This window comes from Bradyrhizobium sp. Ses1 (assembly GCF_059512365.1).
The window spans coordinates 142,608-165,286 of sequence record NZ_JCAMOQ010000013.1 but is presented as its reverse complement, the minus strand read 5'-3'; the positions used below and the strand labels follow the sequence as shown (position 1 = coordinate 165,286).

General features: G+C 60.3%; 26 protein-coding genes. 19 read left to right on the top strand and 7 right to left on the bottom strand.

Translation table 11 applies throughout. The features are described 5' to 3' along the window. The first annotated feature begins 45 nt into the window (after window positions 1-45). From oxlT (AC5ZG5_RS17915) to AC5ZG5_RS17885, 7 genes are all read left to right on the top strand, one after another. Window positions 46-1,335 (top strand): oxalate/formate MFS antiporter, encoded by a 1,290-nt coding sequence (gene oxlT / locus AC5ZG5_RS17915; protein ID WP_130227138.1) that lies wholly within the window; start codon window positions 46-48, stop codon window positions 1,333-1,335. A 238-nt stretch (window positions 1,336-1,573) separates the two neighbouring features. Then, window positions 1,574-2,890 carry an oxalate/formate MFS antiporter gene (gene oxlT / locus AC5ZG5_RS17910; protein ID WP_456645034.1) on the top strand — a complete coding sequence of 439 codons (1,317 nt, stop codon included), beginning with the start codon at window positions 1,574-1,576 and terminating at the stop codon, window positions 2,888-2,890. A 239-nt stretch (window positions 2,891-3,129) separates the two neighbouring features. After that, the gene (locus AC5ZG5_RS17905; RefSeq protein WP_028167399.1) at window positions 3,130-3,561 is read left to right on the top strand and encodes a CBS domain-containing protein; all 432 of its coding nucleotides are present in this window, start codon (window positions 3,130-3,132) and stop codon (window positions 3,559-3,561) included. A gap of 97 nt (window positions 3,562-3,658) precedes the next feature. Then, window positions 3,659-4,681 carry a 2-dehydropantoate 2-reductase gene (locus AC5ZG5_RS17900; protein WP_028167398.1) on the top strand — a complete coding sequence of 341 codons (1,023 nt, stop codon included), beginning with the start codon at window positions 3,659-3,661 and terminating at the stop codon, window positions 4,679-4,681. Then, a complete protein-coding gene (locus AC5ZG5_RS17895; RefSeq protein WP_456645035.1) occupies window positions 4,681-5,469 on the top strand; it encodes a fumarylacetoacetate hydrolase family protein in 789 nt (262 codons plus the stop codon). Before AC5ZG5_RS17900 ends, AC5ZG5_RS17895 begins: the two co-directional genes overlap by 1 nt. A gap of 336 nt (window positions 5,470-5,805) precedes the next feature. Further along, on the top strand, window positions 5,806-6,801 hold the full coding sequence (locus AC5ZG5_RS17890) for an NAD(P)H-dependent flavin oxidoreductase (protein WP_028167396.1): 996 nt from the start codon (window positions 5,806-5,808) through the stop codon (window positions 6,799-6,801). Window positions 6,802-6,923: 122 nt separating this feature from the next. Further along, on the top strand, window positions 6,924-7,892 hold the full coding sequence (locus AC5ZG5_RS17885) for a zinc-binding dehydrogenase (RefSeq protein WP_456645036.1): 969 nt from the start codon (window positions 6,924-6,926) through the stop codon (window positions 7,890-7,892). 208 nt (window positions 7,893-8,100) lie between these two features. On the opposite strand, the gene AC5ZG5_RS17880 is transcribed toward AC5ZG5_RS17885, so the two are convergent. Then, window positions 8,101-8,226 carry a hypothetical protein gene (locus tag AC5ZG5_RS17880; protein ID WP_283807056.1) on the bottom strand — a complete coding sequence of 42 codons (126 nt, stop codon included), beginning with the start codon at window positions 8,224-8,226 and terminating at the stop codon, window positions 8,101-8,103. Between the two features lie 1,011 nt (window positions 8,227-9,237). Here AC5ZG5_RS17880 and AC5ZG5_RS17875 point away from each other — a divergent pair. Then, the gene (locus tag AC5ZG5_RS17875; RefSeq protein WP_456645037.1) at window positions 9,238-9,432 is read left to right on the top strand and encodes a hypothetical protein; all 195 of its coding nucleotides are present in this window, start codon (window positions 9,238-9,240) and stop codon (window positions 9,430-9,432) included. A 159-nt stretch (window positions 9,433-9,591) separates the two neighbouring features. Here the strand turns inward: AC5ZG5_RS17875 and AC5ZG5_RS17870 are convergent, their stop codons facing one another. Next, complete coding sequence (locus AC5ZG5_RS17870) at window positions 9,592-10,587, bottom strand: aldo/keto reductase (RefSeq protein ID WP_456645038.1); 996 nt, start codon at window positions 10,585-10,587, stop codon at window positions 9,592-9,594. Window positions 10,588-10,918: 331 nt separating this feature from the next. On the opposite strand from AC5ZG5_RS17870, the gene AC5ZG5_RS17865 reads away from it, so the two are divergent. Further along, a complete protein-coding gene (locus AC5ZG5_RS17865) occupies window positions 10,919-11,956 on the top strand; it encodes a helix-turn-helix transcriptional regulator (protein WP_456645039.1) in 1,038 nt (345 codons plus the stop codon). A gap of 62 nt (window positions 11,957-12,018) precedes the next feature. On the opposite strand, the gene AC5ZG5_RS17860 is transcribed toward AC5ZG5_RS17865, so the two are convergent. Together AC5ZG5_RS17860 and AC5ZG5_RS17855 are read right to left on the bottom strand one after the other, a co-directional pair. After that, complete coding sequence (locus tag AC5ZG5_RS17860; RefSeq protein ID WP_456645040.1) at window positions 12,019-12,336, bottom strand: hypothetical protein; 318 nt, start codon at window positions 12,334-12,336, stop codon at window positions 12,019-12,021. A 185-nt stretch (window positions 12,337-12,521) separates the two neighbouring features. Next, window positions 12,522-13,304, bottom strand: a complete 783-nt coding sequence (locus AC5ZG5_RS17855) for an SGNH/GDSL hydrolase family protein (RefSeq protein WP_456645041.1) — start codon at window positions 13,302-13,304, stop codon at window positions 12,522-12,524. A gap of 150 nt (window positions 13,305-13,454) precedes the next feature. On the opposite strand from AC5ZG5_RS17855, the gene AC5ZG5_RS17850 reads away from it, so the two are divergent. The 5 genes from AC5ZG5_RS17850 (at window position 13,455) to AC5ZG5_RS17830 (ending at window position 17,264) form a co-directional block, all read left to right on the top strand. Continuing rightward, complete coding sequence (locus AC5ZG5_RS17850; protein WP_456645042.1) at window positions 13,455-14,687, top strand: hypothetical protein; 1,233 nt, start codon at window positions 13,455-13,457, stop codon at window positions 14,685-14,687. Between the two features lie 5 nt (window positions 14,688-14,692). Next, on the top strand, window positions 14,693-15,289 hold the full coding sequence (locus AC5ZG5_RS17845; protein WP_130227127.1) for a protein-S-isoprenylcysteine O-methyltransferase: 597 nt from the start codon (window positions 14,693-14,695) through the stop codon (window positions 15,287-15,289). Window positions 15,290-15,483: 194 nt separating this feature from the next. Beyond that, window positions 15,484-15,675: a hypothetical protein gene (locus AC5ZG5_RS17840; RefSeq protein WP_027577737.1), complete on the top strand. Its 192-nt coding sequence runs from the start codon at window positions 15,484-15,486 to the stop codon at window positions 15,673-15,675. 91 nt (window positions 15,676-15,766) lie between these two features. Continuing rightward, window positions 15,767-16,465 carry a hypothetical protein gene (locus AC5ZG5_RS17835; protein WP_433994576.1) on the top strand — a complete coding sequence of 233 codons (699 nt, stop codon included), beginning with the start codon at window positions 15,767-15,769 and terminating at the stop codon, window positions 16,463-16,465. Window positions 16,466-16,841: 376 nt separating this feature from the next. Further along, window positions 16,842-17,264 carry a Rap1a/Tai family immunity protein gene (locus AC5ZG5_RS17830; RefSeq protein ID WP_456645043.1) on the top strand — a complete coding sequence of 141 codons (423 nt, stop codon included), beginning with the start codon at window positions 16,842-16,844 and terminating at the stop codon, window positions 17,262-17,264. 27 nt (window positions 17,265-17,291) lie between these two features. Here the strand turns inward: AC5ZG5_RS17830 and AC5ZG5_RS17825 are convergent, their stop codons facing one another. Next, complete coding sequence (locus AC5ZG5_RS17825; protein WP_456645044.1) at window positions 17,292-18,107, bottom strand: hypothetical protein; 816 nt, start codon at window positions 18,105-18,107, stop codon at window positions 17,292-17,294. Window positions 18,108-18,470: 363 nt separating this feature from the next. Here AC5ZG5_RS17825 and AC5ZG5_RS17820 point away from each other — a divergent pair, with 363 nt between their 5' ends. Beyond that, window positions 18,471-18,809: a hypothetical protein gene (locus AC5ZG5_RS17820; protein ID WP_456645045.1), complete on the top strand. Its 339-nt coding sequence runs from the start codon at window positions 18,471-18,473 to the stop codon at window positions 18,807-18,809. Between the two features lie 126 nt (window positions 18,810-18,935). Here AC5ZG5_RS17820 and AC5ZG5_RS17815 read toward each other — a convergent pair whose 3' ends face one another. Further along, window positions 18,936-19,136, bottom strand: coding sequence for a hypothetical protein (locus AC5ZG5_RS17815; RefSeq protein ID WP_456645046.1), 201 nt, complete (start codon window positions 19,134-19,136; stop codon window positions 18,936-18,938). A 456-nt stretch (window positions 19,137-19,592) separates the two neighbouring features. Between AC5ZG5_RS17815 and AC5ZG5_RS17810 the strand changes: the two genes are divergently transcribed. Beyond that, the gene (locus AC5ZG5_RS17810; RefSeq protein WP_456645047.1) at window positions 19,593-19,742 is read left to right on the top strand and encodes a hypothetical protein; all 150 of its coding nucleotides are present in this window, start codon (window positions 19,593-19,595) and stop codon (window positions 19,740-19,742) included. Window positions 19,743-19,802: 60 nt separating this feature from the next. On the opposite strand, the gene AC5ZG5_RS17805 is transcribed toward AC5ZG5_RS17810, so the two are convergent. Continuing rightward, a complete protein-coding gene (locus tag AC5ZG5_RS17805; RefSeq protein WP_456645048.1) occupies window positions 19,803-20,471 on the bottom strand; it encodes a CBS domain-containing protein in 669 nt (222 codons plus the stop codon). Between the two features lie 214 nt (window positions 20,472-20,685). Between AC5ZG5_RS17805 and AC5ZG5_RS17800 the strand changes: the two genes are divergently transcribed. The 3 genes from AC5ZG5_RS17800 to AC5ZG5_RS17790 all read left to right on the top strand — a co-directional run bounded on the left by AC5ZG5_RS17800 (window position 20,686) and on the right by AC5ZG5_RS17790 (window position 22,675). Next, window positions 20,686-20,916, top strand: a complete 231-nt coding sequence (locus AC5ZG5_RS17800) for an MGMT family protein (RefSeq protein WP_456645049.1) — start codon at window positions 20,686-20,688, stop codon at window positions 20,914-20,916. 568 nt (window positions 20,917-21,484) lie between these two features. Further along, window positions 21,485-21,754: a hypothetical protein gene (locus AC5ZG5_RS17795; RefSeq protein ID WP_130230395.1), complete on the top strand. Its 270-nt coding sequence runs from the start codon at window positions 21,485-21,487 to the stop codon at window positions 21,752-21,754. A gap of 243 nt (window positions 21,755-21,997) precedes the next feature. Then, a complete protein-coding gene (locus AC5ZG5_RS17790; protein WP_456645050.1) occupies window positions 21,998-22,675 on the top strand; it encodes a YkgB family protein in 678 nt (225 codons plus the stop codon). Window positions 22,676-22,679 lie beyond the last annotated feature (4 nt).

Genomic DNA, 22,679 nt, shown 5'->3' with positions numbered 1-22,679 from the left:
CGCGTTCGGGACATAAGATAACAGAGGCGCGCCTTGGGAGGACCTATGACAGAGATGGTGCAGGCCGCGGCTCCGCCAACCGCCCGTGTCAGCGATACCTTTCGCTGGACACAACTTGCGATCGGCGTCGCAGCGATGGTGATGATCGCCAACTATCAATACGGGTGGACATTCTTCGTCCCCGACATTCAGAAAAAATTCGGTTGGGATCGCGCCTCGATCCAGTGGGCATTCACCCTGTTCGTATTGTTCGAGACGTGGCTGGTGCCGGTCGAAGGCTGGTTCGTCGACAAATACGGCCCGCGCATCGTGGTTCTCGTCGGCGGCATCCTCTGCGCCATCGGTTGGGCCATCAATGCCCAGGCGACCTCGCTCAACGGCTACTATCTCGGCATGATCATCGCTGGCATCGGCGCCGGCGGCGTGTACGGCACCTGCGTCGGCAACGCGCTGAAATGGTTTCCCGACAAGCGCGGTCTGGCGGCCGGCATCACCGCAGCCGGCTTCGGTGCAGGCTCGGCGCTGACGGTCGCGCCGATCCAGGCGATGATCAAGGACTCCGGCTTCCAGACCACCTTCCTCTATTTCGGTCTCGGCCAGGGCATCATCATCGTGCTGCTCTCCTTTTTCCTGCTCGCGCCGAAGTCCGGACAGGTTCCGATGGTCGCGCAGAACGCCAATCTGGTTCAGAGCCGGCGCAACTATCAGCCGACGGAAGTGCTACGCCAGCCGATCTTCTGGCTGATGTACTTCATGTTCGTGATCGTCGGCGCCGGCGGCCTGATGGTGACGGCGAACCTGAAGCCGATCGCTGTGGACTGGAAGATCGACAGTGTCCCGGTGACCCTGATCGGCATGACGATGACCGCCGTGACCTTCGCCGCGACCATCGATCGCGTCCTCAACGGCCTGACACGTCCGTTCTTCGGCTGGATCTCCGACATGATCGGCCGCGAGAACACGATGTTCATCGCCTTCGGCATGGAGGGCATCGGCATCTGGGCGCTCTACATGTGGGGTCATGATCCGATCTGGTTCGTGATCCTGTCGGGCTTCGTGTTCTTCGCCTGGGGTGAGATCTACTCGCTGTTCCCCTCCACCTGCACCGACACCTTCGGCTCGAAATTCGCGACCACCAATGCCGGCCTGCTCTACACCGCCAAGGGCACGGCCGCGCTGCTGGTGCCGCTTGCGAACTACGTGCAGCAGTCCGCTGGCAATTGGGACAATGTCTTTCTCATCGCCGCCGGCGCCAACATCCTGGCATCGCTGCTCGCCATCCTCGTGCTGAAGCCATGGCGCAAGGTCGTGGTGGAAAAATCGGGCGCATCGTAGATCGCGCAACAGAGTTGGTATGAAGCGCCCGGCCCACAGCCGGGCGCTTTTTTGCTGCGCTTCCGATTTCGAATTCGCCGTGACCGCCGAGCTGCGGCATGCCCTATACCGCACTGCAGCACAAGTTCGGCTTGCATTGTGGGATATAGTATACCAACATCCGCCCAGTGCTTGCGACGATAAGTCACAAACTCGCGACAGAAGGCCGCAACCGCAGGCACGCGCTCGGGAGGACTTGATGGTTTTAAGCAACGCCGCCGCCGCACCCTCGACACCTTCGTCCAGCGGCTTCCGCTGGTTTCAGCTCGCCATGGGCATCGTCTGCATGGCGATGATCGCCAACCTGCAATACGGCTGGACGCTGTTCGTCGATCCGATCGACGCGAAGCATCATTGGGGCCGTGCGGGCATCCAGCTCGCCTTCACGATCTTCGTGGTGACCGAGACCTGGCTCGTCCCCGTCGAAGCCTGGTTCGTCGACAAATACGGGCCGAGCATGGTGATCATGTTCGGCGGCGTGATGATCGCGCTGTCCTGGGTCCTCAATTCCTACGCGGATTCGCTGGCGCTGCTTTATACCGCCGCCGTGATCGGCGGCATGGGCGCCGGTGCCGTCTACGGCACCTGCGTCGGCAATGCGCTGAAATGGTTTCCGGACCGTCGGGGCCTCGCTGCCGGTGCAACCGCCGCCGGCTTCGGCGCGGGCGCCGCGCTCACCGTGGTGCCGATCGCAAGCATGATCGCCGCCAGCGGCTACCAGACCGCCTTCTTCGACTTCGGCATCGGGCAAGGCCTGATCGTGTGCGTGCTCGCCTTCTTCATTCGGCCGCCATCTGTCGCGATCCCTCCGAAAAAGAAGCAGCTCAACCTGCCGCAGACCAAGATTGATTTTACCCCGCCGCAGGTGCTGCGCAGCCCGATCTTCTGGGTGATGTACCTGGTGTTCGTGATGGTCGCCTCTGGCGGCCTGATGACCGCCGCACAGATCGCGCCGATCGCCGACGACTTCCAGATTGCCAAGACGCCGGTCTCGCTCGCCGGCATCCAGATGGCGGCACTGACGTTTGCGATCTCGCTCGATCGCGTCTTCGACGGATTCGGCCGGCCGCTGTTCGGCTGGATCTCCGACAATATCGGCCGCGAGTACACGATGTTCATCGCGTTCGGCACCGGCGCGCTGATGCTGCTGACGCTCTCGACCTATGGCGCCCATCCGATCGTGTTCGTGCTCGCGACCGCGGTCTATTTCGGCGTGTTCGGCGAGATCTACAGCCTGTTTCCGGCCACCAGCGGCGACACCTTCGGTGTGAAGTACGCCGCCACCAACAACGGCATGCTGTACACGGCGAAAGGCACCGCCTCGCTGCTGGTGCCGCTCGCCAGCATCGTTGCCAAGAATTTTGGCTGGCACGCCGTGTTCGTGATGGGCGTAGCGCTCAACGCGACGGCGGCGCTGATGGCGCTGTTCGTGATCAGGCCGATGCGACGCGCCTTCATCCTGGGCAACGAGACAGCGGCGGCAGAGGCGACCGCGCGCAGTGTCACGACAGCATGATCGCAGCCGCTGCGACCAGCGAAGGCGCACTCCGGTGCGCCTTTTCTTTTGCCAAAATTCAAAGGAATACAAAATACAACGATATTGATCAGCGAGACGCCGTTGTCCATCGGATGGAAAGCGTCAGTGTTACTTACTGTTTTTGCTATATTTTTCTGAAGGCATCTACTCCAGGTGCGTTGACAATTGGCATTTTGTATACCAGACTTGCGAGCGTTAACGAACCCAAGGAGGTTGCCATGCAAGTCGGAGATATTCTGCGCAAGAAAGCCGCCCGTGTCGCAACGGTTCGCATGAACGAGACGGTGGCGATCGCCGCGCAACTGATGCGTTCGGGCAATATCAGCGCGCTGGTGGTCAAGGATGTCGTCCGCACCGAGGGCAACACGGCAGTGGGCATGTTCACCGAGCACGACGTGGTGCGCGCCATCGCCGAGCATGGCGCGGCCGGCGCCAACATGCGCGTGTCGCACTTCATCTCGGTGCAGCAGCTCGTGTCCTGCACCTCGCGCGACTCGCTCGAGCATATCCGTCACCTCATGAACAGGCACAACATCCGCCACGTGCCGGTGATCGACGATTACAGCCTGATCGGCGTCATCAGCATCCGCGACATCGCAGCCGCATTCGACGAGCAGGCGATCGCCGCGCGGGAAGCCATTCCGGCTTGAAAGCACCCCAGCGTCAGCGCGCCGGTCTGAGACGTCCTCGCCACCGGCGCACGACCAGCGCTGAAACATCAACCCCGCCTCTTTTGCGAAACATCCCATGAAGATTTGCATTTACGGCGCCGGCGCGATCGGCGGCTATCTCGGCGTGCAGCTTGCGCGCGCGGGCGTGGAGGTGAGCCTGGTCGCACGCGGCGCCCATCTCGCGGCCATGAAGGCGAACGGGCTGAAGCTCCTGATCGGCGATGAAGAGCGCATCGTGCATCCCCGCTGCACCGACGATCCGGCCGAACTCGGCACGCAGGATTTCGTCATCATCTGCCTGAAGGCGCATTCGATCACCGGCGTGCTCGAACGGATGCAGCCGCTGCTCGGGCCGCACACGCGCGTCGTTACCGCAGTCAACGGCATCCCCTATTGGTACTTCCACAAGCACGGCGGCGATCATCAGGGCTCGACGCTGGAGAGCATCGATCCCGGCGGCCGGCAGTGGCGCGAGCTTGGCCCCGAGCGCGCGATCGGCTGCATCGTCTATCCCGCCACCGAGATCGAGGCGCCCGGTGTCATCCGCCACGTCTATGGCGACCGCTTTCCGCTCGGCGAGCCCTCCGGCGAAATCACCGAGGACGTGCAGCGTCTGTCTGATGTCTTCACCAAGGCGGGCATGCAGGCGCCCGTGCTCGAGCGCATCCGCGACGAGATCTGGCTCAAGCTGTGGGGCAATGTCTGCTTCAACCCGATCAGCGCCCTCACCCACGCGACCCTGGACGTGATCTGCTCCGATCCGCCGACGCGCGCGCTGTCGAAAGCGATCATGCTGGAGACGCAGGCGATCGCCGAAACCTTCGGCGTCAAGTTCCGTGTCGACGTCGAACGCCGCATCGAAGGCGCGCGCAAGGTCGGCGCCCACAAGACCTCGATGCTGCAGGACCTCGAGCGCAGCCGCCCGATGGAGATCGATCCGCTGGTCACCGTGGTTCAGGAAATGGGACGCCTGACCGGGATCCCGACGCCGTCGCTGGATGCGATGCTGGCGCTCGCTGCCCAGCGCGCCCGGATCGCCGGGCTCTACGACGGAAGGGTGCTTCCGTCGCCGGAAGCAAAAGTTGCGGCGGTCACGTGATGTTGCAGCGTAACGTGACCCATTGGCTTCGCTTCCGCCGCCAGGGCGAGACCGGCTTCGGCGTGCTGACGCCATCCGGCATCGCTGTGCATGACGGCGAGATGTTCGGCACCTCCAAGCCGAACGGACGAATACTCGCGCTGGAGGACGTCGAGCTGCTCGCCCCCTCCGAGCCAAGCAAGATCGTCGCGCTCTGGAATAATTTCCACGCGCTCGCCGCCAAGCTGCAGCAACCTGAGCCGGCCGAGCCGCTCTATCTGCTGAAAGCAACCACCAGCGTCACCGCACCGGGTGCCGTGATCGAGCGCCCCCTTTCCTATGACGGCAAGACTACCTATGAGGGCGAGCTCGGCATCGTGATCGGAAAGCCCTGCACCAACGTCTCTCCTGATGAGGCCGACGACTTCATCTTCGGCTACACCTGCGTCAACGACGTCACCGCCAACGACATCCTCAACCGCGACAAAACGTTTGCGCAATGGGCCCGCGCCAAGGGCTTTGACGGCTACGGCCCGTTTGGCCCCGTCATCACCGCAGGGATCGATCCGGCAAGCCTCGTCGTGCGCACCATCCTCAACGGCGCCGAGCGCCAGAACTACCCGATATCAGACATGATCTTCAGCGCGCAGGAGCTCGTCAGCAAGATCTCGCACGACATGACGCTCTTGCCCGGCGATCTCATCGCCTGCGGCACATCGGTCGGCGTCGGCGTCATGAAGGAGCCGGTCAACACCGTAACGGTGGCAATCGACGGCATCGGCGAGCTCACGAACGAATTCAGGCAGTAGCCGACGCCAATGGAGTGCCCCCTTCATTCGGGGGCTTTGGGTCGATCCGGCTAGAGCGTTTTCGAGCGAAGCATGCCCTCGGACTTGATCCGAGGGTGGATACCGGTTCGCGTGAAGAAAACGCGTCAAACAAGAATCTAGAGCTTCGGTTCTGATTCAATCAGAACCGAAGCTCTTGTTCCGCCTTGCGGAAACAACGCGGCGCTTTTGCATGATGGCGTTGCCCTGACCATCACCCGCCCCCGTGGACTTTTGCAGGGGGCGACGGCATCCTGCTGTCCGAAATTCTCGATAAACAGCGCGCGGTGGTCCGCGCCGGGGAAACAGAGGGCAGTAATGATCAAGACACGCTTCACCGAGCTTTTCGGCGTCGAGCACCCGATCGTGCAGGGCGGCATGCAATGGGTCGGACGCGCGGAACTCGTCGCTGCCGTCGCCAATGCCGGCGCGCTCGGCATGATCACGGCGCTGACCCAGCCGACGCCCGATGATCTCCGCAAGGAAATCGCGCGCTGCCGCGAGATGACCGACAAGCCGTTTGGCGTGAACCTGACCATCCTGCCTGCGATCAAGCCGCCGCCTTACGCGGAATACCGCCAGGTCATCATCGAGAGCGGCATCAAGATCGTCGAGACCGCGGGCAACAAGCCGCAGGAACATGTCGACGAGTTCAGGAAGCACGGCGTCAAGGTCGTGCACAAATGCACCAGCGTCCGCCACGCGCTATCGGCGGAGCGCATGGGCGTGGACGCGATCTCGATCGACGGCTTCGAATGCGCCGGTCATCCCGGCGAGGACGACACCCCCGGCCTGATCCTGATCCCCTGCGCGGCCGACAAGGTGAAGATCCCGATGATCGCCTCCGGCGGCTTCGGCGACGGCCGCGGCTTGGCGGCTGCGCTGGCGCTCGGCGCCGACGGCATCAACATGGGCACACGCTTCATGTGCACCAAGGAGAGCCCGATCCATCAGCTCGTCAAGGAGCGCATCGTCGCCAATGACGAGCGCGAGACCGAGCTGATCTTCCGCACCATGCGCAACACCTCCCGCGTCGCCAGGAACGCGATCTCGACCAAGGTGGTCGCGATGGAGAAGGAAGGCGCGAAATTCGAGGACGTGCGCGAACTCGTCGCCGGCGCCCGCGGCAAGATGGTCTACGCTAGCGGCGATGCCGACGAAGGCATCTGGTCGGCCGGCCAGGTGCAGGGCCTGATCCACGACATCCCGAGCTGCGCCGAACTGGTATCGCGCATCGTACGCGATGCGGAGGCGATCATCCGCGGCCGTCTCGAGAGCATGATTTCGGGGGCGCAGCGCCAGGCCGCCGAATAGAGCATTTTCGAGCGAAGCATGCCCTCGGACTTGATCCGAGGGTGGAGACCGGTTCGCGTGAAGAAAACGCGTCAAAACAAGAATCTAGAGCGGTCTTGCTGCCCAACCAAAGAGAAGAGCCGATGAAAGCCTATGTCTATGGCGCCAATGGCGCTGAGATCACCGACGTCGCCAAGCCAACGCCGAAGGGTACGCAGGTGCTGGTCAAGGTTCACGCCTGCGGCCTCAACCGCGCCGATCTCGGTATGACCAAGGGCCATGCCCATGGCAGTGCGGGCGGCGTCGGCACCGTGCTCGGCATGGAGTGGGCCGGCGAGGTTGCCGAGCTCGGACCTGACGCCAAGGGGGTCAAGGTCGGGGACAAGATCATGGGTTCCGGCAGCGCCGCCTTTGCTGAATACACGCTTGCCGATCACGGCCGGCTGTTCCGCGCGCCCTCGAACATGAATTTCGAGGACGCCGCCACCCTCCCCGTCGCACTCGCGACCATGCACAACGCCGTCGTCACCAATGGCGCGCTCCAGGGGGGACAGATTGTGCTGATCCAGGGTGCCAGTTCCGGCGTCGGGTTGATGGCGATGCAGATCGCCAAGCTCAAGGGCGCGAAGCTCGTGATCGGCTCCTCGACCGACGCGATGCGGCGCGGCCGGCTGAAGGATTTCGGCGCCGATCTCGCGATCGATTCCAGCGACCCCACCTGGGTCGAGCAGGTGCTGAAGGCAACCGGCGGCGAAGGCGTCGACCTCATCGTCGACCAGGTCTCCGGCAAGGTCGCCAACCAGAACCTCGCTGCGACCAAGATCAAGGGCCGCATCGTCAATGTCGGCCGGCTCGGCGGCACCCATGCCGATTTCAACTTCGACCTGCACGCGGCGCGCCGCATCCACTATATCGGCGTCACCTTCCGCACCCGCACTATCGAGGAGATCCGCGAGATCTTCGACGAGGTCCGCAAGGACATCTGGGGCGCGGTGGAATCGCGCAAGCTGCAACTGCCGATCGACCGCGTCTACAAGTTCGACGAAATCGGCAAGGCGTTCGAGCACATGGAAGCCAACAAGCACCTCGGCAAGATCGTGGTGACGCTGTAAGCGTCGATCGTGGGGTGGGCAAGGCGCAGCGTGCCCACCGTCCACGTTCGGTGCAAGAGAGGTGGGCACGCTGCGCTTTGCCCACCCTACCCGCCACGAATCTCCGGCAACTCCGCCACCGCGCCGTGCAGCTCGACCGGGGCTACGATGGCAGGTAGCACTCCACGTGATTGCGGAGTCAGTATCAGTCGAGTCCCTACCATGCGGCTCAGATTGCCCGTCCCGCTATGGTGGCCTGATAGCTATGGATCTGCTTGGCAGTCGTAATCGCCGCAAAAATCGCTGCCAAAGCGAATGCTATGGAAAAGGCGAAGAAAACAAAACGTGGCGTCATTGAGTGGGCTCCCTTTCAGGACCCCCCGGGCCATATCTAACGTGAATTCCGAGGCCTTCAAGGCGCGCACGGGCGGTCCACTTAGAATCCCGCAGACTGAAGGGCCACGCCTGTCGCGAAAGGCACAGCATCGGCTTTTCTCAAACGGCGTGGGATGGTCCCGCCATGTGCTCGGCCGTTTGCCCTCAGGTGAGGGAGTTGTCAGTGCGATTTGTGACGACGCCTTACGAGACGATAGACGCCATACCCGACTGCAACAAGAGCAAGAGGAAGTCCAGCGCCAGCGACAGGTCCAGGAGCGCCATGGACGCTACCAGGAGCGCCATGGACGCCACCATCGGTCCAATTGCCAGGACTGCCATCTCCGTTGAGGACGTAACCGGTGGTCGCGATCCCTACCACAGCCAGTCCGCCAAGAACGCTTTTGAGAGACAACAAACGTGCGAATTTCGTCCAAGACATCCAAAGCATGATATTTAATCTCCTCGCCGCCCCTATTTAATTAAATATTAACATTCGCGATAATAATAGCAATATTAAATAAGCGGACGCAGTCGCGATGTTGCAAAGCAACACAGTCTCTGATTGAAGCGGCTGAGCCCTCGACCCCCTCAGCCCAACGGTTGGGGCGACGCCCAGGCGTAAATCTCCGATTTTGCGCCGGAGCTAGAGCGTTTTCGAGCGAAGCATGCCCTCGGACTTGCTCCGAGGGTGGACACCGGTTCGCGTGAAGAAAACGCGTCAAAACAAGAATCTAGAGCTTCGGTTCTGATTCAATCAGAACCGAAAATGCTCCAGCCGATATCACTTGATGCGCCGCTTCAGTGCGGTGTCTACGCTCGGGCGAAATGTTGCGAGGAAATCGGCTGCGCTCGCGAAATCGCGTTCGTCCGCTCTCCGACGGCGGGAAATCGCTTCTGACGTCTCGATTACTGGCAGCGTGCTTGACCGAGACAGTCGGTCTAGTTCCGCCCTGAGACGAACGACCTGCCCGTGACGAGTTGCCAAGTCATGGCTTATGCGGAGCAGCGCAATGAGAAGATCGCATTCTTCCATAGCGTCGAATTGAACCCTGGCTATCAGTCGTTAAGCGGCCGCTGCCGCAATCTCTGGTCCATTGTCAGCGTTCAAGAACAGGACGTCCTCGAGTCCCTCACGGTTGTTCAGCCGCACGGAGACGTCGACGATATGCTGCACGGCGATTGACATCGCACTCGCTCAAGAAATTCGATTGGACCTTGAAAATGACGGGAAATCCTGTCGGTCCTGTAATTAAATAGCGGTGGCGCCGAGCGCACTTGCCTCGACCCACTGCCCTGATAATCGGACTTCGGACGGTAGGCAAGGAGTGTGGCCCGGCAACGATCATCGTGGTTCGCCGGAAAATGCCTGTTGCAGTGCGGTCAGCCTGTCGAGCGCAGCTTGCGGCAGTGGCCCTTTCTCGACCGCTGCGAGTGCGTCCTCGAACTGCCGCGGCGTCGCCATGCCGACCAGGATCGTGCCCATCGCGGGGGATATTGCAAATCGCGTGGCGGCTTCGGTCAGGCTCGCCGCGAACCCCTCCGTGACCAGCGCGATGAGACGGCGTGCGCGATCGATATCGGCATCGTAGCTCATCGCCGAACCGATCGGCTCGGGCGCGGGACCCGCAATCGGATGACGCTCGGCTGAGCTCGACAGCGCACCGCCGGCCAGTACGCGGATGCCCACGACGCCAACGCCGGCGGCCTTGGTGTGATCGAACAATCGTCCGTAATCCTGCGCCGGATAGCTCGGCGGCAAATCCTCGGCGGCAGATGGATTGAGCATGTTGTAGACGATTTGAGCGCTGTCGAAGACACCGGCATCGATCACTTGCTGCAGCGCCGCCGTGTCGCCGACGGCCGTCATCCCGAGGAAACGGATCTTCCCCTGCTGACGCAGCCGCTCGAACGCCGGCACCACGTCGTCGAGCACCTGCCGGACGCTCAGCGCCGATCCGCCTCCGCTCCCGGTAATCGCATTGTGCAGATGAAAGACGTCGACCCGGTCAAGACGCAGTCGCGCCAGGCTGCCTTCGAGCGATATCCTGACGGCGTCCGCAATCCGGCCAAACTCGCTGGGCGGCAACCGGACCTTGGTGCCGACGGCCACATTGGCCGGTTTCAGCCTTTGCAGGAAGCGGCCAAGGTTCTTTTCCGATTCACCATCGCCGTACTGCACGGCTGTGTCGAAGTAGTTGACGCCGGCGGCGATCGCCCGCGCGACGGTGCGCTCCTGGTCGACGGGATCGCCGCGCACCATGAACCCGCCCACCGCGCCGCAGCCGAAACCCAGCACCGAGAGCTGCATTCCCGTGCGCCCAAAGACCCGCAATTGCATCGCTGTTCCTCCGGCCGGTTGAAGATTACGGCTACTCTACCGCAACATTTGCCGCGTGGTGATTGGCCCTCACTTTTCGATTGCCGGCTCTCTGACTGCGGCCAGCACGTAGCGCCATTAAAGGCTGGTTGTTCTCGCAAGCGAAGAAAGCTGCGGTCTCGTTGGCCGCCGCAATCTGCGCGGGGCGCGCGCCAACTCATCCCGTGCAGCGAGCAGCGCGTCGCGCTCGGTCATGTCGCGCAGCCTACCTCCCCTTTGTAATCCATTTCACACATGCAGCGAGCGCGGTCCGATATGATTTCTTGAGGGGGCCTCGAAACGAGAGGCCGAGATGCCAACCTCATCTCACCTTTTGCGATGGTCGACCGAGATGCTGCCGGAGCGCGCGCGGCTCTCCACGTTCCGTGAGGAGTTTGCGCGGCAGAACCTCGCCTTGGACGTGATAGATCACAGCGGCGGGCGCCCGCGTATCGACGTCACCTACTTGCCGCTCGGCGCGGTCGGCCTTTGTGGCGTCGCCGCGACGCCCGTGGAGTTTGTCCGTCACAAACACCACCTCAAGGATAGCCGTGACCAATTCGGACTGAACATCGTCGAGACCGGACCGGTCCAATTCGCAAATGCAGGCCAGGAGCATGTCTATGATGCCGGCTCAGCTTGCTTGATTGACCGGGGAAGGCCGCTGCGCGTATTTGGGCCGCGTGGCGCCAGCGTCAGATTCGTGGTCGTGCAGGCTGCCGCTCTTAGGTCTCTGGTTGCGCAGCCGGAAGATCTATCGGGTCGGCCGGTGCCTCCCGGACCTGCGCTTAGACTCCTCGACCGCTACCTGCGCTCGCTCGCATACCTCAAAGAATCTCCGTCGTCCGAGCTCGCCTCCACCATCGGCATACATCTGCTCGATCTCGTGGCCGCGACGCTCGGGCCGACCGCCGAAGCTGCAAACATCGTGACGGACCGTGGTGTGAAGGAAGCCAGGCTGCAGGCGATCCTGGCTGAGATCGCGCAACGCTTCAGCGATCCCAATTTCGATCTGGACAATGTCGCCGGGGCGCTCGGCATGTCGCGGCGATACGTGCAAAAATTGCTCGAGGGGACCGGAAAGTCGTTCACCGAGCATCTTGCGGGACGCCGGCTTGAGCGTGCCTTCGCGATGTTGACCGACCCGCACCATCTGCATTTGGCCATCATCGATATCGCGTTTGCAGTCGGCTTTGGTGACGTTTCTCATTTCAATCGCATGTTCCGCCGGAACTTCGGCGAGACGCCATCAGGAGTGCGGGCAGCATCGACCCATGCGGGAGCAGAAGTGATCCTGCGCCCCCACACAGTGCGCCGGCGAGGCCGCCGAGAACGCGGGCTTGGCGTGTAAGCCTGTCGGCATCGCCTTCTGGCCGATTCCAATTGCGGTGACGGTGCATTTTAAACGGGGCGTCATGACCCCAGCCGATCAGCACCATCTGTGCTGCAGGATCGGTGTCGGCTGGCGCCGTCGACACGTGGCCTTGTCTTGAATCGAGACCACAAATGACCGACCAGCGACAGGGCTAGCGCGCCCACAATAATAGGGAGCCAAATCGACGTGGTTATGATGAAGAAGGAAATAACGACCACACGTCCAAAGACCGATTCGCTCACCGGGTACTTAAGACGTGCGAAATATGCGTAGATAACAAAGGGGACGGCCAGCACCATCCACGCAGCGACAAGCACTAGTAATACGTCAATAAGTTCGCCGAGATAATGGTGCATGAGCGCACCTCCTGACAGCGTCAGCGCGAATTGCTGTCATCCACTGTGAGCGGCCGTCGCGGTGATCGTCGAGGAGAATTTGGTCTTTTTGGCGTTCTCGGGCATCTGCACGCTTGGCGCCGCGGTCCCCGCCAGCGCCCAGCTCATGCGGAGGCACAGCGTTCGATTCGGCCGAGCCAGGCCTGTCAACGCGCGCTCGTCGAGATGGCTCGGGCAAGGGCTCGTCCAATGCAGTCGTAACCGTCGGCGGTGTTGTGCAATCCGTCAAACGTCACCAGCTCGCTCTGCGCAACCCCGGCAGTGATCGAGTTTCGCATTAGCGCAAAACGAGAGAATAGCCCGACCTTTTCCTGTTTTGCGACATCGACGATGATGCCCTCCATCGTTGAGTAGCTGGCGGAAGCGAGCACCTGTGGCGCATATTGCATGTCCATCAACACGACGTCCGAGGACCCTGCCTTAAGTGCCCTAACCCCTTCAAGAACGCTTCTCTTGAGCCCTTCGCCCGGCCGGCCCCCCCAGGCGACATCATTAGTACCTAACTGCCAGATAACGAGATCGGGCGTGTACGCGAAAACGTCCCGCTGGAAGCGTGCGATGTTGTTTGGAATCGTATCGCCGACTCGACCGCTGTTGATAACCTCGATCGTGGCGTTGGATCTAAGTCTCGAGAGCTCTCGACGCATCACCTCCGGATATGTGGCGGCGGACCTAAGCACCCAGAGTCCCACTGTTGACGATGATCCAATCGCCACAATCTTCAGCGGCTCACCGGATTTCAAACGCGCCGCCGTGCGGGGCAATTGTGCACCCAGCGAGGCGTTGAAATTTGCCGAAAGGCATCTCTCCGCAGATGATAACTCGTCCTGTGCCTGAGAGGGCGCACTGCCGGACAATCCGATAAGCAAGGCCGCGACGATCGACGCTATTGTTCGAGCGGTTCCGGTACGGAGGGCAAAACAGGTCAACATCTTCCCCCAATAATTGGTCGATTCTCTCTTGACAACCCTTGGTATCAGACGCTTCGCTATGCGGCGCAATTACAATTGACGCGTGGACAGCGAGCAACACGATGAATCCGCGGATAGTCGAAACCGCGGATAGTCGCAGGCGAGACGATGATCGGAAAGCCTGTAGCGAAGCGGCTGGTATTTCATATTGGCGGCTATGATCCAATCACGTCGCATCTCAGCGCGCAACGACGCTTTGTGCGCGAAATTGCCAGGTTCCAACGTACCTGGTCAGTGAAAGCGACCGTCGACGGTTTGCGCGATACCGCCGATCAGATTGGATGGAATGTGACGACAACCGGCCCCGATTGGCTGGTCGAAACCGATTACCGTCTGGTCCGGTGGGACGACGTCATCGAGGCCTACGGGCGTCGAAGCATTGGCTCACGCATTTCCATCGGCATTCTCACGTTTCTGGATTTCGTTTTTTCCGGCACTCTTTGGCGTTACTCGGTGACCAACTGGCGATACGCAGGTTTCTTTCTCTATCCATTCGTCATGTTCGGACTGCTCGTCGCGGCCGCCTTCTTGATTGGCGCGTTTGCATTCAAAATCACCGGATCGATTGCCATTGCTGCTGGTGGCGGTCTTTTCGGGTTCGCTGCCGCCTTGGCGGGTCCGTGGCGCTGGCTGCACCTGGGCGACCTGTTCGATGATTGGATTTTTTCTCGCGAGTACATTCGATACGGCAATCTAGAAATCGAGCAAAGACTGGACAGGTTGGCCGGCGAGCTCGTGGCTGCGGCGAGCAACGTTGCCGCAGACGAAATTTTGGTCTTGGGGCACAGCCTTGGCGCCGTGCTTGCCGTTGGTCTGCTTGATCGCGCTTTGAAGCTGGAGCCGGCGCTCGGTGGGAACAAAACGCCGGTCACGTTCTTGAGCGTTGGATCCTCCATACTCAAGGTCGGCCTGCACCCGAAGGCAATACGCTTTCGCGCGGCCATGGAACGCGTCGCCAAGTCGCGCGCGATCTTCTGGGGCGACTATCAGGCCCTCATCGATCCCCTGAACTTCTACAAAAGCCGGCCTATGACCGAAATGGGCTTGTCGACGGAAAACGAAACGACCGTCAGGATCGTGAAACTCAGTCGAATGCTTAACCACGACATGTATCGACGCATCCGCTTCCATTTCTTCCGTTTGCACAACCAGTTCGTCAGTGGAAATGACAGGCGAACATCGTACGATTACTTTATGCTGACATGCGGGCCTGTTTCAGCTAAATCCCAGACGCTCGCCCCGGATGGCGCCCTGTCCATGATCGCTGGCGACGGAGGACTTATTGCGAGCGCGCCGCCGCCGGAAAGCGAACTGCTGGGAAGTCCGGGCGCGGCAGCCTGATTCAAATGACGCCCACCATCTCTAAAGCCATTTTCGTCGCCTTGGCGATCGGCTGGTACCTCATACGTTATAAGTACGCGCGGCGCTCTCGCCGCGAAAAGATTGTATGGAGCGCCCGCGGCCCGGTGGAAACTGCGCTGCTGCTCATATCTCTTACAGGACTTGGACTTGTGCCGCTCCTCTACGTAGCGACAGCGATACCTCGTTTTGCCGCCTACAGCTTTCATCCCTTGTTCGCCTGGCTCGGGCTTTTCTTTGCGATTGCGGCTTTGGGTATGTTTCACCTGACGCATCGTGCGCTGGGACGGAACTGGTCGATCAGTCTCGATGTGCGGGAGAAGCATAAACTGGTGACGGAAGGGATTTATCGGAGAGTTCGACACCCGATGTATTCGGCATTTTGGCTGTGGGCTATCGCCCAGGCGCTGCTGCTGCCTAATTGGATTGCCGGCTTTGCGGGCCTGGCCGGCTTCGGGATCTTGTACTTTGGCCGCGTCGCCCGAGAAGAACGAATGATGTTGGAGACCTTTGGCGACAGCTATCGCGCGTATATGGCGCGGACGGGTCGGGTGTTCCCGCCAGTACTCAGAAGCAGGTCCTGACAGCTATCGGATCTGGGGAACCACAAGCGACCGGGTTCCAAACACCTCAAATTCCGTGCCATTTCCGCAACATCTGACAACAAACGGCTGCTGCGACCGCTAATTGCCCAGTCTAATTGTTGCTGCCATGGCGAGCGTCGGGCTATCTGTTGACGGGTGAATTTCACGGTATCCTGATTCAGTGGGAGACTAAGATGTTGAAGTTCGTGATCCTCGGTGTCGCCTCTCTAGCTTTCGTGGGAACAGCAGCCGCTGCCGACCTCCCGCGGCCTCAGCCTCAGCCGGTAGCTGCGCCGGTCGGCAAATATCCCTTGGGCAAATATCCCGTCGGCAAGAGCCCGGTAGGCAAATATCCGGTTGCGGCCCCGGTCGTGACCAAAGGTTGATCTAGTACCTGGTCGTGCGCCGACGGCGCACGTTTGAGGTAAATCGACTAGCTGTGGCATCCGATCTTTGATTCGCGAGGATTCGAAGATGCTGGGAATGACTCGGAAATATCCAGGTCTTCAACGTCTTGCTGGGGTCGCGGTGCTCGCGGCCTCCGTGAGCTTGGGGGCCGGGAGCGGGAGTGCACAACAGCTCGCGGCGCGCTCCGACCAGCAGCAACGGGACGCTTCCCCTAAACCGGCAGCCAAGCATGCTGAGAGCATGGCTGCGGTTACGCCCAGTGCCCCGCCTGCCAGGTCAGACGCTAAGCCGATCCAAAGAGCTACGGCCAGAGGCCCCTACTACGTCGATTTTCGTGCCCGCACGGCAGCATCCTACGGTCATGCCTTCGTCTGGTACGGAAAGACGAGCGAAAAGGAGGTCGAGGTCGCGGGTTTGGCTCCGGCTGGCGACACGCTGCCCTACATGTTGGGACACCTCGTATTTGTTCCCTCTGAAACAGGGGCGAGCTATGGCGATCTTGACGAGCAATATTTGACGGCGAGCTATCGTGTCTATTTGAACGAGGCTGACGCCAAGAAGGTCTTTGCTTACATCAAGCATCTCCAGGAGACCTCGCCGCTATGGAATGCGGCAACCACCAACTGCACCTTCTTTATCGGCCGCATAGCGACCTTTATGGGCCTGAAGGCTCCGTTTCATCTGTTAAAGCCTGAGGAATACGTAAACGAGCTCAGAGAGCTGAACGGTGGACGGAAAACGGTGCAGCTTGAATCCGATCGGAGCTAGACTCCTCCGTATTGAGTTCATCCAGCTTTCCTGACCGTTTGGATAGCCGCGCGCCCTTCAACGAGTTCAAGCGAGTGGTTTCCTTGGAGGAAACGCGACACTCGTGTGCGCCTCGTTTGATCGGATGCGCCCATCGGTACACCTCGCGACAAACGCGAAGCGTTTGCGCGGAGATCATGCTCAAGCAAAAGACAGAGCGGGATGATGATTCGAAGAAAAATCATCACACTCTAGTTAGCGTCGCCCGCATTTGGAGGCGATGGATCAGACCCTTGTTTTGAGCTAAGCCGTTCGAGCCGCCTCGAACGGCGCGGGCGGCGGCTCCACTGCGGCAAATCAAGTGCGCGTAAGCTATTGCGCCGGTTCGGGGACGTTAATGCGGGTCTATATCATTGTTGCCGGCCTGGTCGTTTCGGTCATCGGAGGGGCAAGCGCCACGGTTGTGGATAAAGGAACCGACGCGCAGAGATCTTGCGAGCTGTTTGTTCAGAACTCGTTTCGCAATCAGGACGACGCTCGGTCCGCCGGCGCATGTGAGGGAATGATCGAGACTGCAGTGCTGTTTTCACCGAATCTGCCGGCTGACATACGTGCATGTCCGCCCGCGCAAGGCAGCATATTGCAGGGCGCCAAGGTCCTTCTGCGATATCTTGATAACAATCCGGATCGAGCGAAGGAACCGGGGATCACCGTCGCTATCGAAGCATTCAGAGATACTTGGCCCTGCCAGGGGGACGACGCCGAGTCGTCTCCCAAGGCTGGACCAAAAAAGCGCGCGCCGAAAAAACCCAAACAATAGAAAGCGCCCTTTTGGCTCGCTGACGTCCTAGCGCACTGACCATGGCCATACCGATGACGGTTGCGGATTTTTGGCTTGCGGCCGCGCCGGGGTGGCCGTCGGCTTGTGCGTTTGGGCGACATTGGTCGATGGCCGTGGACGCGGCACTGGTATTTCGGGCGTCGCCTTTGGCTCTTCGGGGCTGATCTTTGGCTCTGAAGTGTTGGCGATGACGCGGGCCAATTGTTCCTGGCTTGCGTTAAGCCGCTCGGTGACCGTCGCGCTTTCGCGCGCCATCTGTATCTGGGCCGCCTTGATCTGATCGATGATATTGTTGTTGCGTGCCATTTCTGCCTGGATCGCCTTGAGTTGGTTCGCGACATTTTCGTTGTCGCGGACCAATTGCCCTTGCGCCGCCTCGAGCTGTTCGACCGCTTGCCGCAAGGCAGCGAGATCGCGCGCCATCGGTTGGAGCTGCTGTGCCAAGTCGGACGACGGGACGACCGGAGTCGGCGCGACATTGGTCGGCGCAGCATCTTTCGGTGCGGTCTGTGTCAGAGGTGCTGGGTCTGAGGGAGCCGTCGTCTCCGTATGAACGGAGGACGACCGCCACCAGGTAGCGACACCAATGAATGCTGCCAACAGAGAACCGACGAAAACCACATGGCGCCAATCCGCCGCTCGATGAATCCTTGCCAGGGGGGCGCGAGGCGGCTTCATGCTGGTCGGCGAGGGCGAAGGACCAATGCTGGTCGGCGGATCCGAACGATTGACTCCCGCTTCGCGCGCCAACAGGTTCGAAATCTGCTCCTGCAGGTTCGCGACCTGCCCTTCCGCGAGTTTGCCGTCCAGCGTGGAATCCATTTGGTGCTCCGTATCAAACGCAACGTCACCCGCCTGAGAGCGATCCGCGCACTGCGCTAAAGCGAGCTAACATTCAACGAGAGACAGATGCTTTTCGCAGAAAGTTCACCCCCAAGCTGTCCCTGCGTTTTAACACTGCCGACGAGGCGGAACTATGTTTACGGCCGGCGAACAGCTTTGGGCCAGAAAAATGGGACGCCGATCCGTCCAACTGCCGAAAATGCATAGTCCGCCGCTGGGGAGCAGCGCTAACGTTTAGGTTCACTCAGGTTGTTGGTGCAGCATCGCTCGGGCCAGGTCGGTGCTCTAAATTTTCCAGACGCTTATTCGTCCGAGGCCCGAGCCAAATCAAAGGAGGACGCAATGAGTAAGCTCTTTTCGGCAGCACTGATCGCTGTGGCCATGTTCGCCAGTCCGGCCATGGCGGCATGGTACGACAGAAACGGCGCAGCCGTCGCTTCTTCCCGCATCGTTCACTGCATCCGGGCTCCAGACGTTGGCCAGTTTGCCGGTGGTGCCTGGAATAATCCTCCCTGCGAACCGGCAACCTGGCGCTCAGGCGGCAGGGCGGCGTGGTATGACAGAAACGGCGCAGTCATCGCCCCCTCCCGCGTCGTTCACTGCATCCGGGCTCCAGACGTTGGCCAGTTTGCCGGAGGTGCCTGGAACAATCCTCCCTGCGAACCGGCAACCTGGCGCTGAGGCGCCAGGTCATACTACGGTACGGCCAGTGACACCCCTGCCACTGGACCCGCGACTATGACCGGGCCGCAATCAAGCTTTCCCCGGCACGCTTGTCGTTTGTTGGGCATCTCGTGCCGGTGCGCCCTATTCGTGCTCGCCGTTAAGGATCAGAGCGCCGAGCCCGAAGAACGTGACGCCGCCGACCCAGAGTAGTTCAAGCGCGGCCTCGGTCGCCGAGGCCTCGATCGGCACGTCGCGCGTGAAGGACACGGCGACGAACACCAGGTTCAGAAGCAAGCCGATCCAGCCACACGCGAAGAACAGCCATTTGAACAGGGATTTCATGATCCTCGCTCTTGTCTTTCGCCTTGCCCAACCGGCGAAAATCGTCGAGGGCGCAGCGGAGGCCGTACAGCGGCACGCGCAGTTCACAGTGAATATAGGGGTGGAGCGAATTTAACGCACCGGCGGGCCGCGCCGCGCGACGGCGCGCCGTCATTTGTTGCTTGAGATAAATCAAACGGGAACCAATAGGCTTGCATCACCATTCTGCGTAGGCGTCCTGTTTCTGAGCCAGCCATCTCCCGTGAAAAGCGCACCCGTGCAGCAGCGCGCCCTGGATGTTGGAGAAGCAGAGCCGAGATGGGAATAAGAAGCTTTATCCGACTGATATTTGGGGCCGTTCCCGCTCCGCCCGATGCCACGAGGCTCGACGGAACAAGCGAGGGCGCGCTTGCTCGCTCCTTGTCGAAATTCTCACCGGGCAAGCGGGGCTGGATCACGTCTGCCGAGGCGAGCATCTTGTTCTCGAACAAGGGTGCACAATACGCGTTCGGAGAAACGGACCGGGACGGCAGAAGAAACATCGAGACGTTCGCGGCGCAGCACGGCTCTGTTGTCACCTTCATGCCGGTCGAAAACCGGGTCTATTTTCAGCGCGATCCGACCTGAGCGGCTTCGTCGTTACCAGAGACGGGCGCGCACTCGTCAGGAGTCGGGCCAGCATCTGCCTCAGGGCGCGATGCCCAAATGATCCGATACCGATTCTATTCCTGGCGTTGCCTCGGCCGCAACGCGAACGGCGGTCTTCTCATCCACGCTGTAGACAAATCCCCAGAGATCGGCGCAGCGGTCACTGACAATGATGTTGAAGGGTCTGCCCGCCCACGGCTGATCCTTGATGCTGTCGACGAAGCGTTGATGCAGCACGCGGTCGCTTTCAACCCAATCCGTATCGTCGTTGGCGCGTGCCAAGACTTGCAACAGGTTCGCACGACTGACGATACCGACCACGAGTTCGTCCTGAACGATCGGCACCCGCTTGATGCTGTGCTTCTCCATCAAGTTCGCGATTTCCCGCAACGGTGTTTCCGGCTGCGCCGTGATCACCTCACGCGTCATCACATCGCTAACCCGTTTGGCGTGCGACTTGACGAACTCCTTCGCCAGCGCGTCGCTGGACATGAGCGTTTCGCTCCCTCCGGAACGGCGCCGTTCGGTGCCGATCTCGACGCGCCGGATCAGATCGCCTTCCGAAACGATGCCGACCAGCTTCGCGCGGATGTCGATGACCGGGAGCGCGCTGACGCAGTTACTGACCATCGCATTGGCCGCGATTTGAACGGGGATATCGGGGCCAACCGAGATAACCCCACGAACCATCACGTCCCGCGCCTGCATGTCCGGCTCCCTTGTTCGGGGCAAAAAATCTACCACGCGCGCCGACTTATTGCAGCCCCGCAGGAAACATGTCCGGTCGGGGTTCAAGATACAAAGAACTCAGAGTGAGCAAACCTAGCCCACTCCGCCCCAGTAAGCGGACCTCAATGAGGCGCTCGGTCCAATCGAAAGTAAACAGGCGAAAACCTTCTGAGAAACGTGCTACACTCGGCCTATGAAAACGTTTTCAGATAAGGTCCGCGACATCGTACGTAAGATCCCAAAGGGGACGACCATGACGTACAAAGCTGTCGCTGCTAAAGCCGGCAATCCGAAAGCTGCACGCGCGGTTGGTACCATCATGCGCACAAATTACGACCCATCGATCCCGTGTCATCGCGTTATTGCGAGCGACGGCTCAATGCGCGGCTACGTTCGTCCGCGCCGTCGGCCGGCCCAACAATGATCCGCCTGACAGGGAGCTTCACCGCTGTATCGCGGAAGAACGTGACGTAGCGCGCTTTACCGCTGCTTTGGGTCAAACTGAGAAGAACTCAGAGTGAGCCCATCTTTTCCGCTTTGACCTCGAATGCGGACATTCATCATAGCGGTCCGCATGTCTCCGACGGGCCAAAATCTGAAGTGTCTGACTGGCGCGCCCTATCCGTTTCGTAGACTGGCAACCTCGGGCCTAGCCAGAAATGGGTGGCGCCCGAACGGGCCTTGATTGTGCCGAACGTGAACGTGTCGCGCCGCCTTGGCACGCCTTCGGCCGCGCTAGATGCTCGAGTGACTTCGATTGAGCGAGGCTCGCCACGTACTTGTTTGACGTGCTTAGAGAACAAAGATCGTTGTTTTTCGAAAGCCAAGGCGTTGAAGTCGTCGCATGCTACTCAATACCACGGACTATCGTCTCGATCAGACTTTTCGGATATCAAACTGCCGAGCAAGTCGGTTGACGTTCGGTATTGATTTCCCTTTCCCTGATGAGATGGGTTTTACGTTTGAGCTCGATAGCTGCTTGAGAGCGGACCATGTCAAGCAAGTTTGTATATGGAGTCACATTGGCTCTGGCGTCGTTGTTGCTGGCAAACATTGGATCTGCAGAGGACGCCTCGTCAGGCCGCAAGGGATCATGGCCGATCCGCAATGGGCACAACTACCAGCCAACCGAGCATGAACTGAGAGGCTTGCATCAGGAGGATGTCACGGCCGATCAGGCGCGCGAGATTGACCGATTGTATGATCAGCTCCTGGCAAACGGTGAAAAAGTCCGAAATCGGCATCCCGCACCCAAACGTTGAGGATACGCGCGTTGGGTAGGAGGTGAGCGGCTATCAGGTGAAGAACCTCTCGCAAACGCTGGATAAAGCCAAGGCGGCAGGCGTTGGGAGCAAGCAAGAGCAATTGCAGGCATCGCTCCTTTAGTTACTACAGGCTCTACTTTTCCACCTCTGGGCGACAGGAAATCGCAATGAAAACATATGACTTGATGGTGATTGGGTCAGGCACCGCCGCTCAGGTCACCGCGTCCTCCGGGCGAGACGATGGAGCATATAATTGAGCCTGTAAAGCCTCATCAATCTCAGTCGCGCGCTTATGGTGACATTCGTCGTCATCAGCCAGATGCGATCTTGGCTCCGGAGTGCGATCCCGAGGATTGCTTGGCCTTCTCGTTGAGGAAAAATCCAATGAACGCTATCGCTCAGCTTCTCGGCCGCACGGGCCTCCTGAAGGTCGATTATCACCTGCTCCGCGCCGCAATGGTGATCATCTTCGCATGGTTCGGGTACGACAAATGGTTCGAATCGGAGATCAGAGGACTGCTGCCCATAATTACCCACGGCCCGCTTATCTCCTGGACGATTCCGGTGTTGGGCATTCGCGGCACCGGCATTCTTCTCGGCACCTCAGAATGGACGTTTGGCACGTTGCTGCTTCTGGGTTTCTGGAACAACAAAGCGGGCATGCTCGGCGCCCTCGGTTCGACCTTCACCTTCATCGCTACCTTCACGGCATTTCCGTTCGTTCCGGACGCGTGGGATGCTGGCGCCGGAGGCTTTCCAGCGATGACGAATAGTTCGGCCTTCCTTTTGAAGGATCTCGTGCTGCTCGCCGTCTCAGTCTACCTCCTGAAGGAAGACGTTAAACGGATCGTCACCCCGGGTCGTGCGTTGCAATCTTCCGAACTGAAGGCTGGTACGCTCCGACTGGCAGACAATTGAAAAG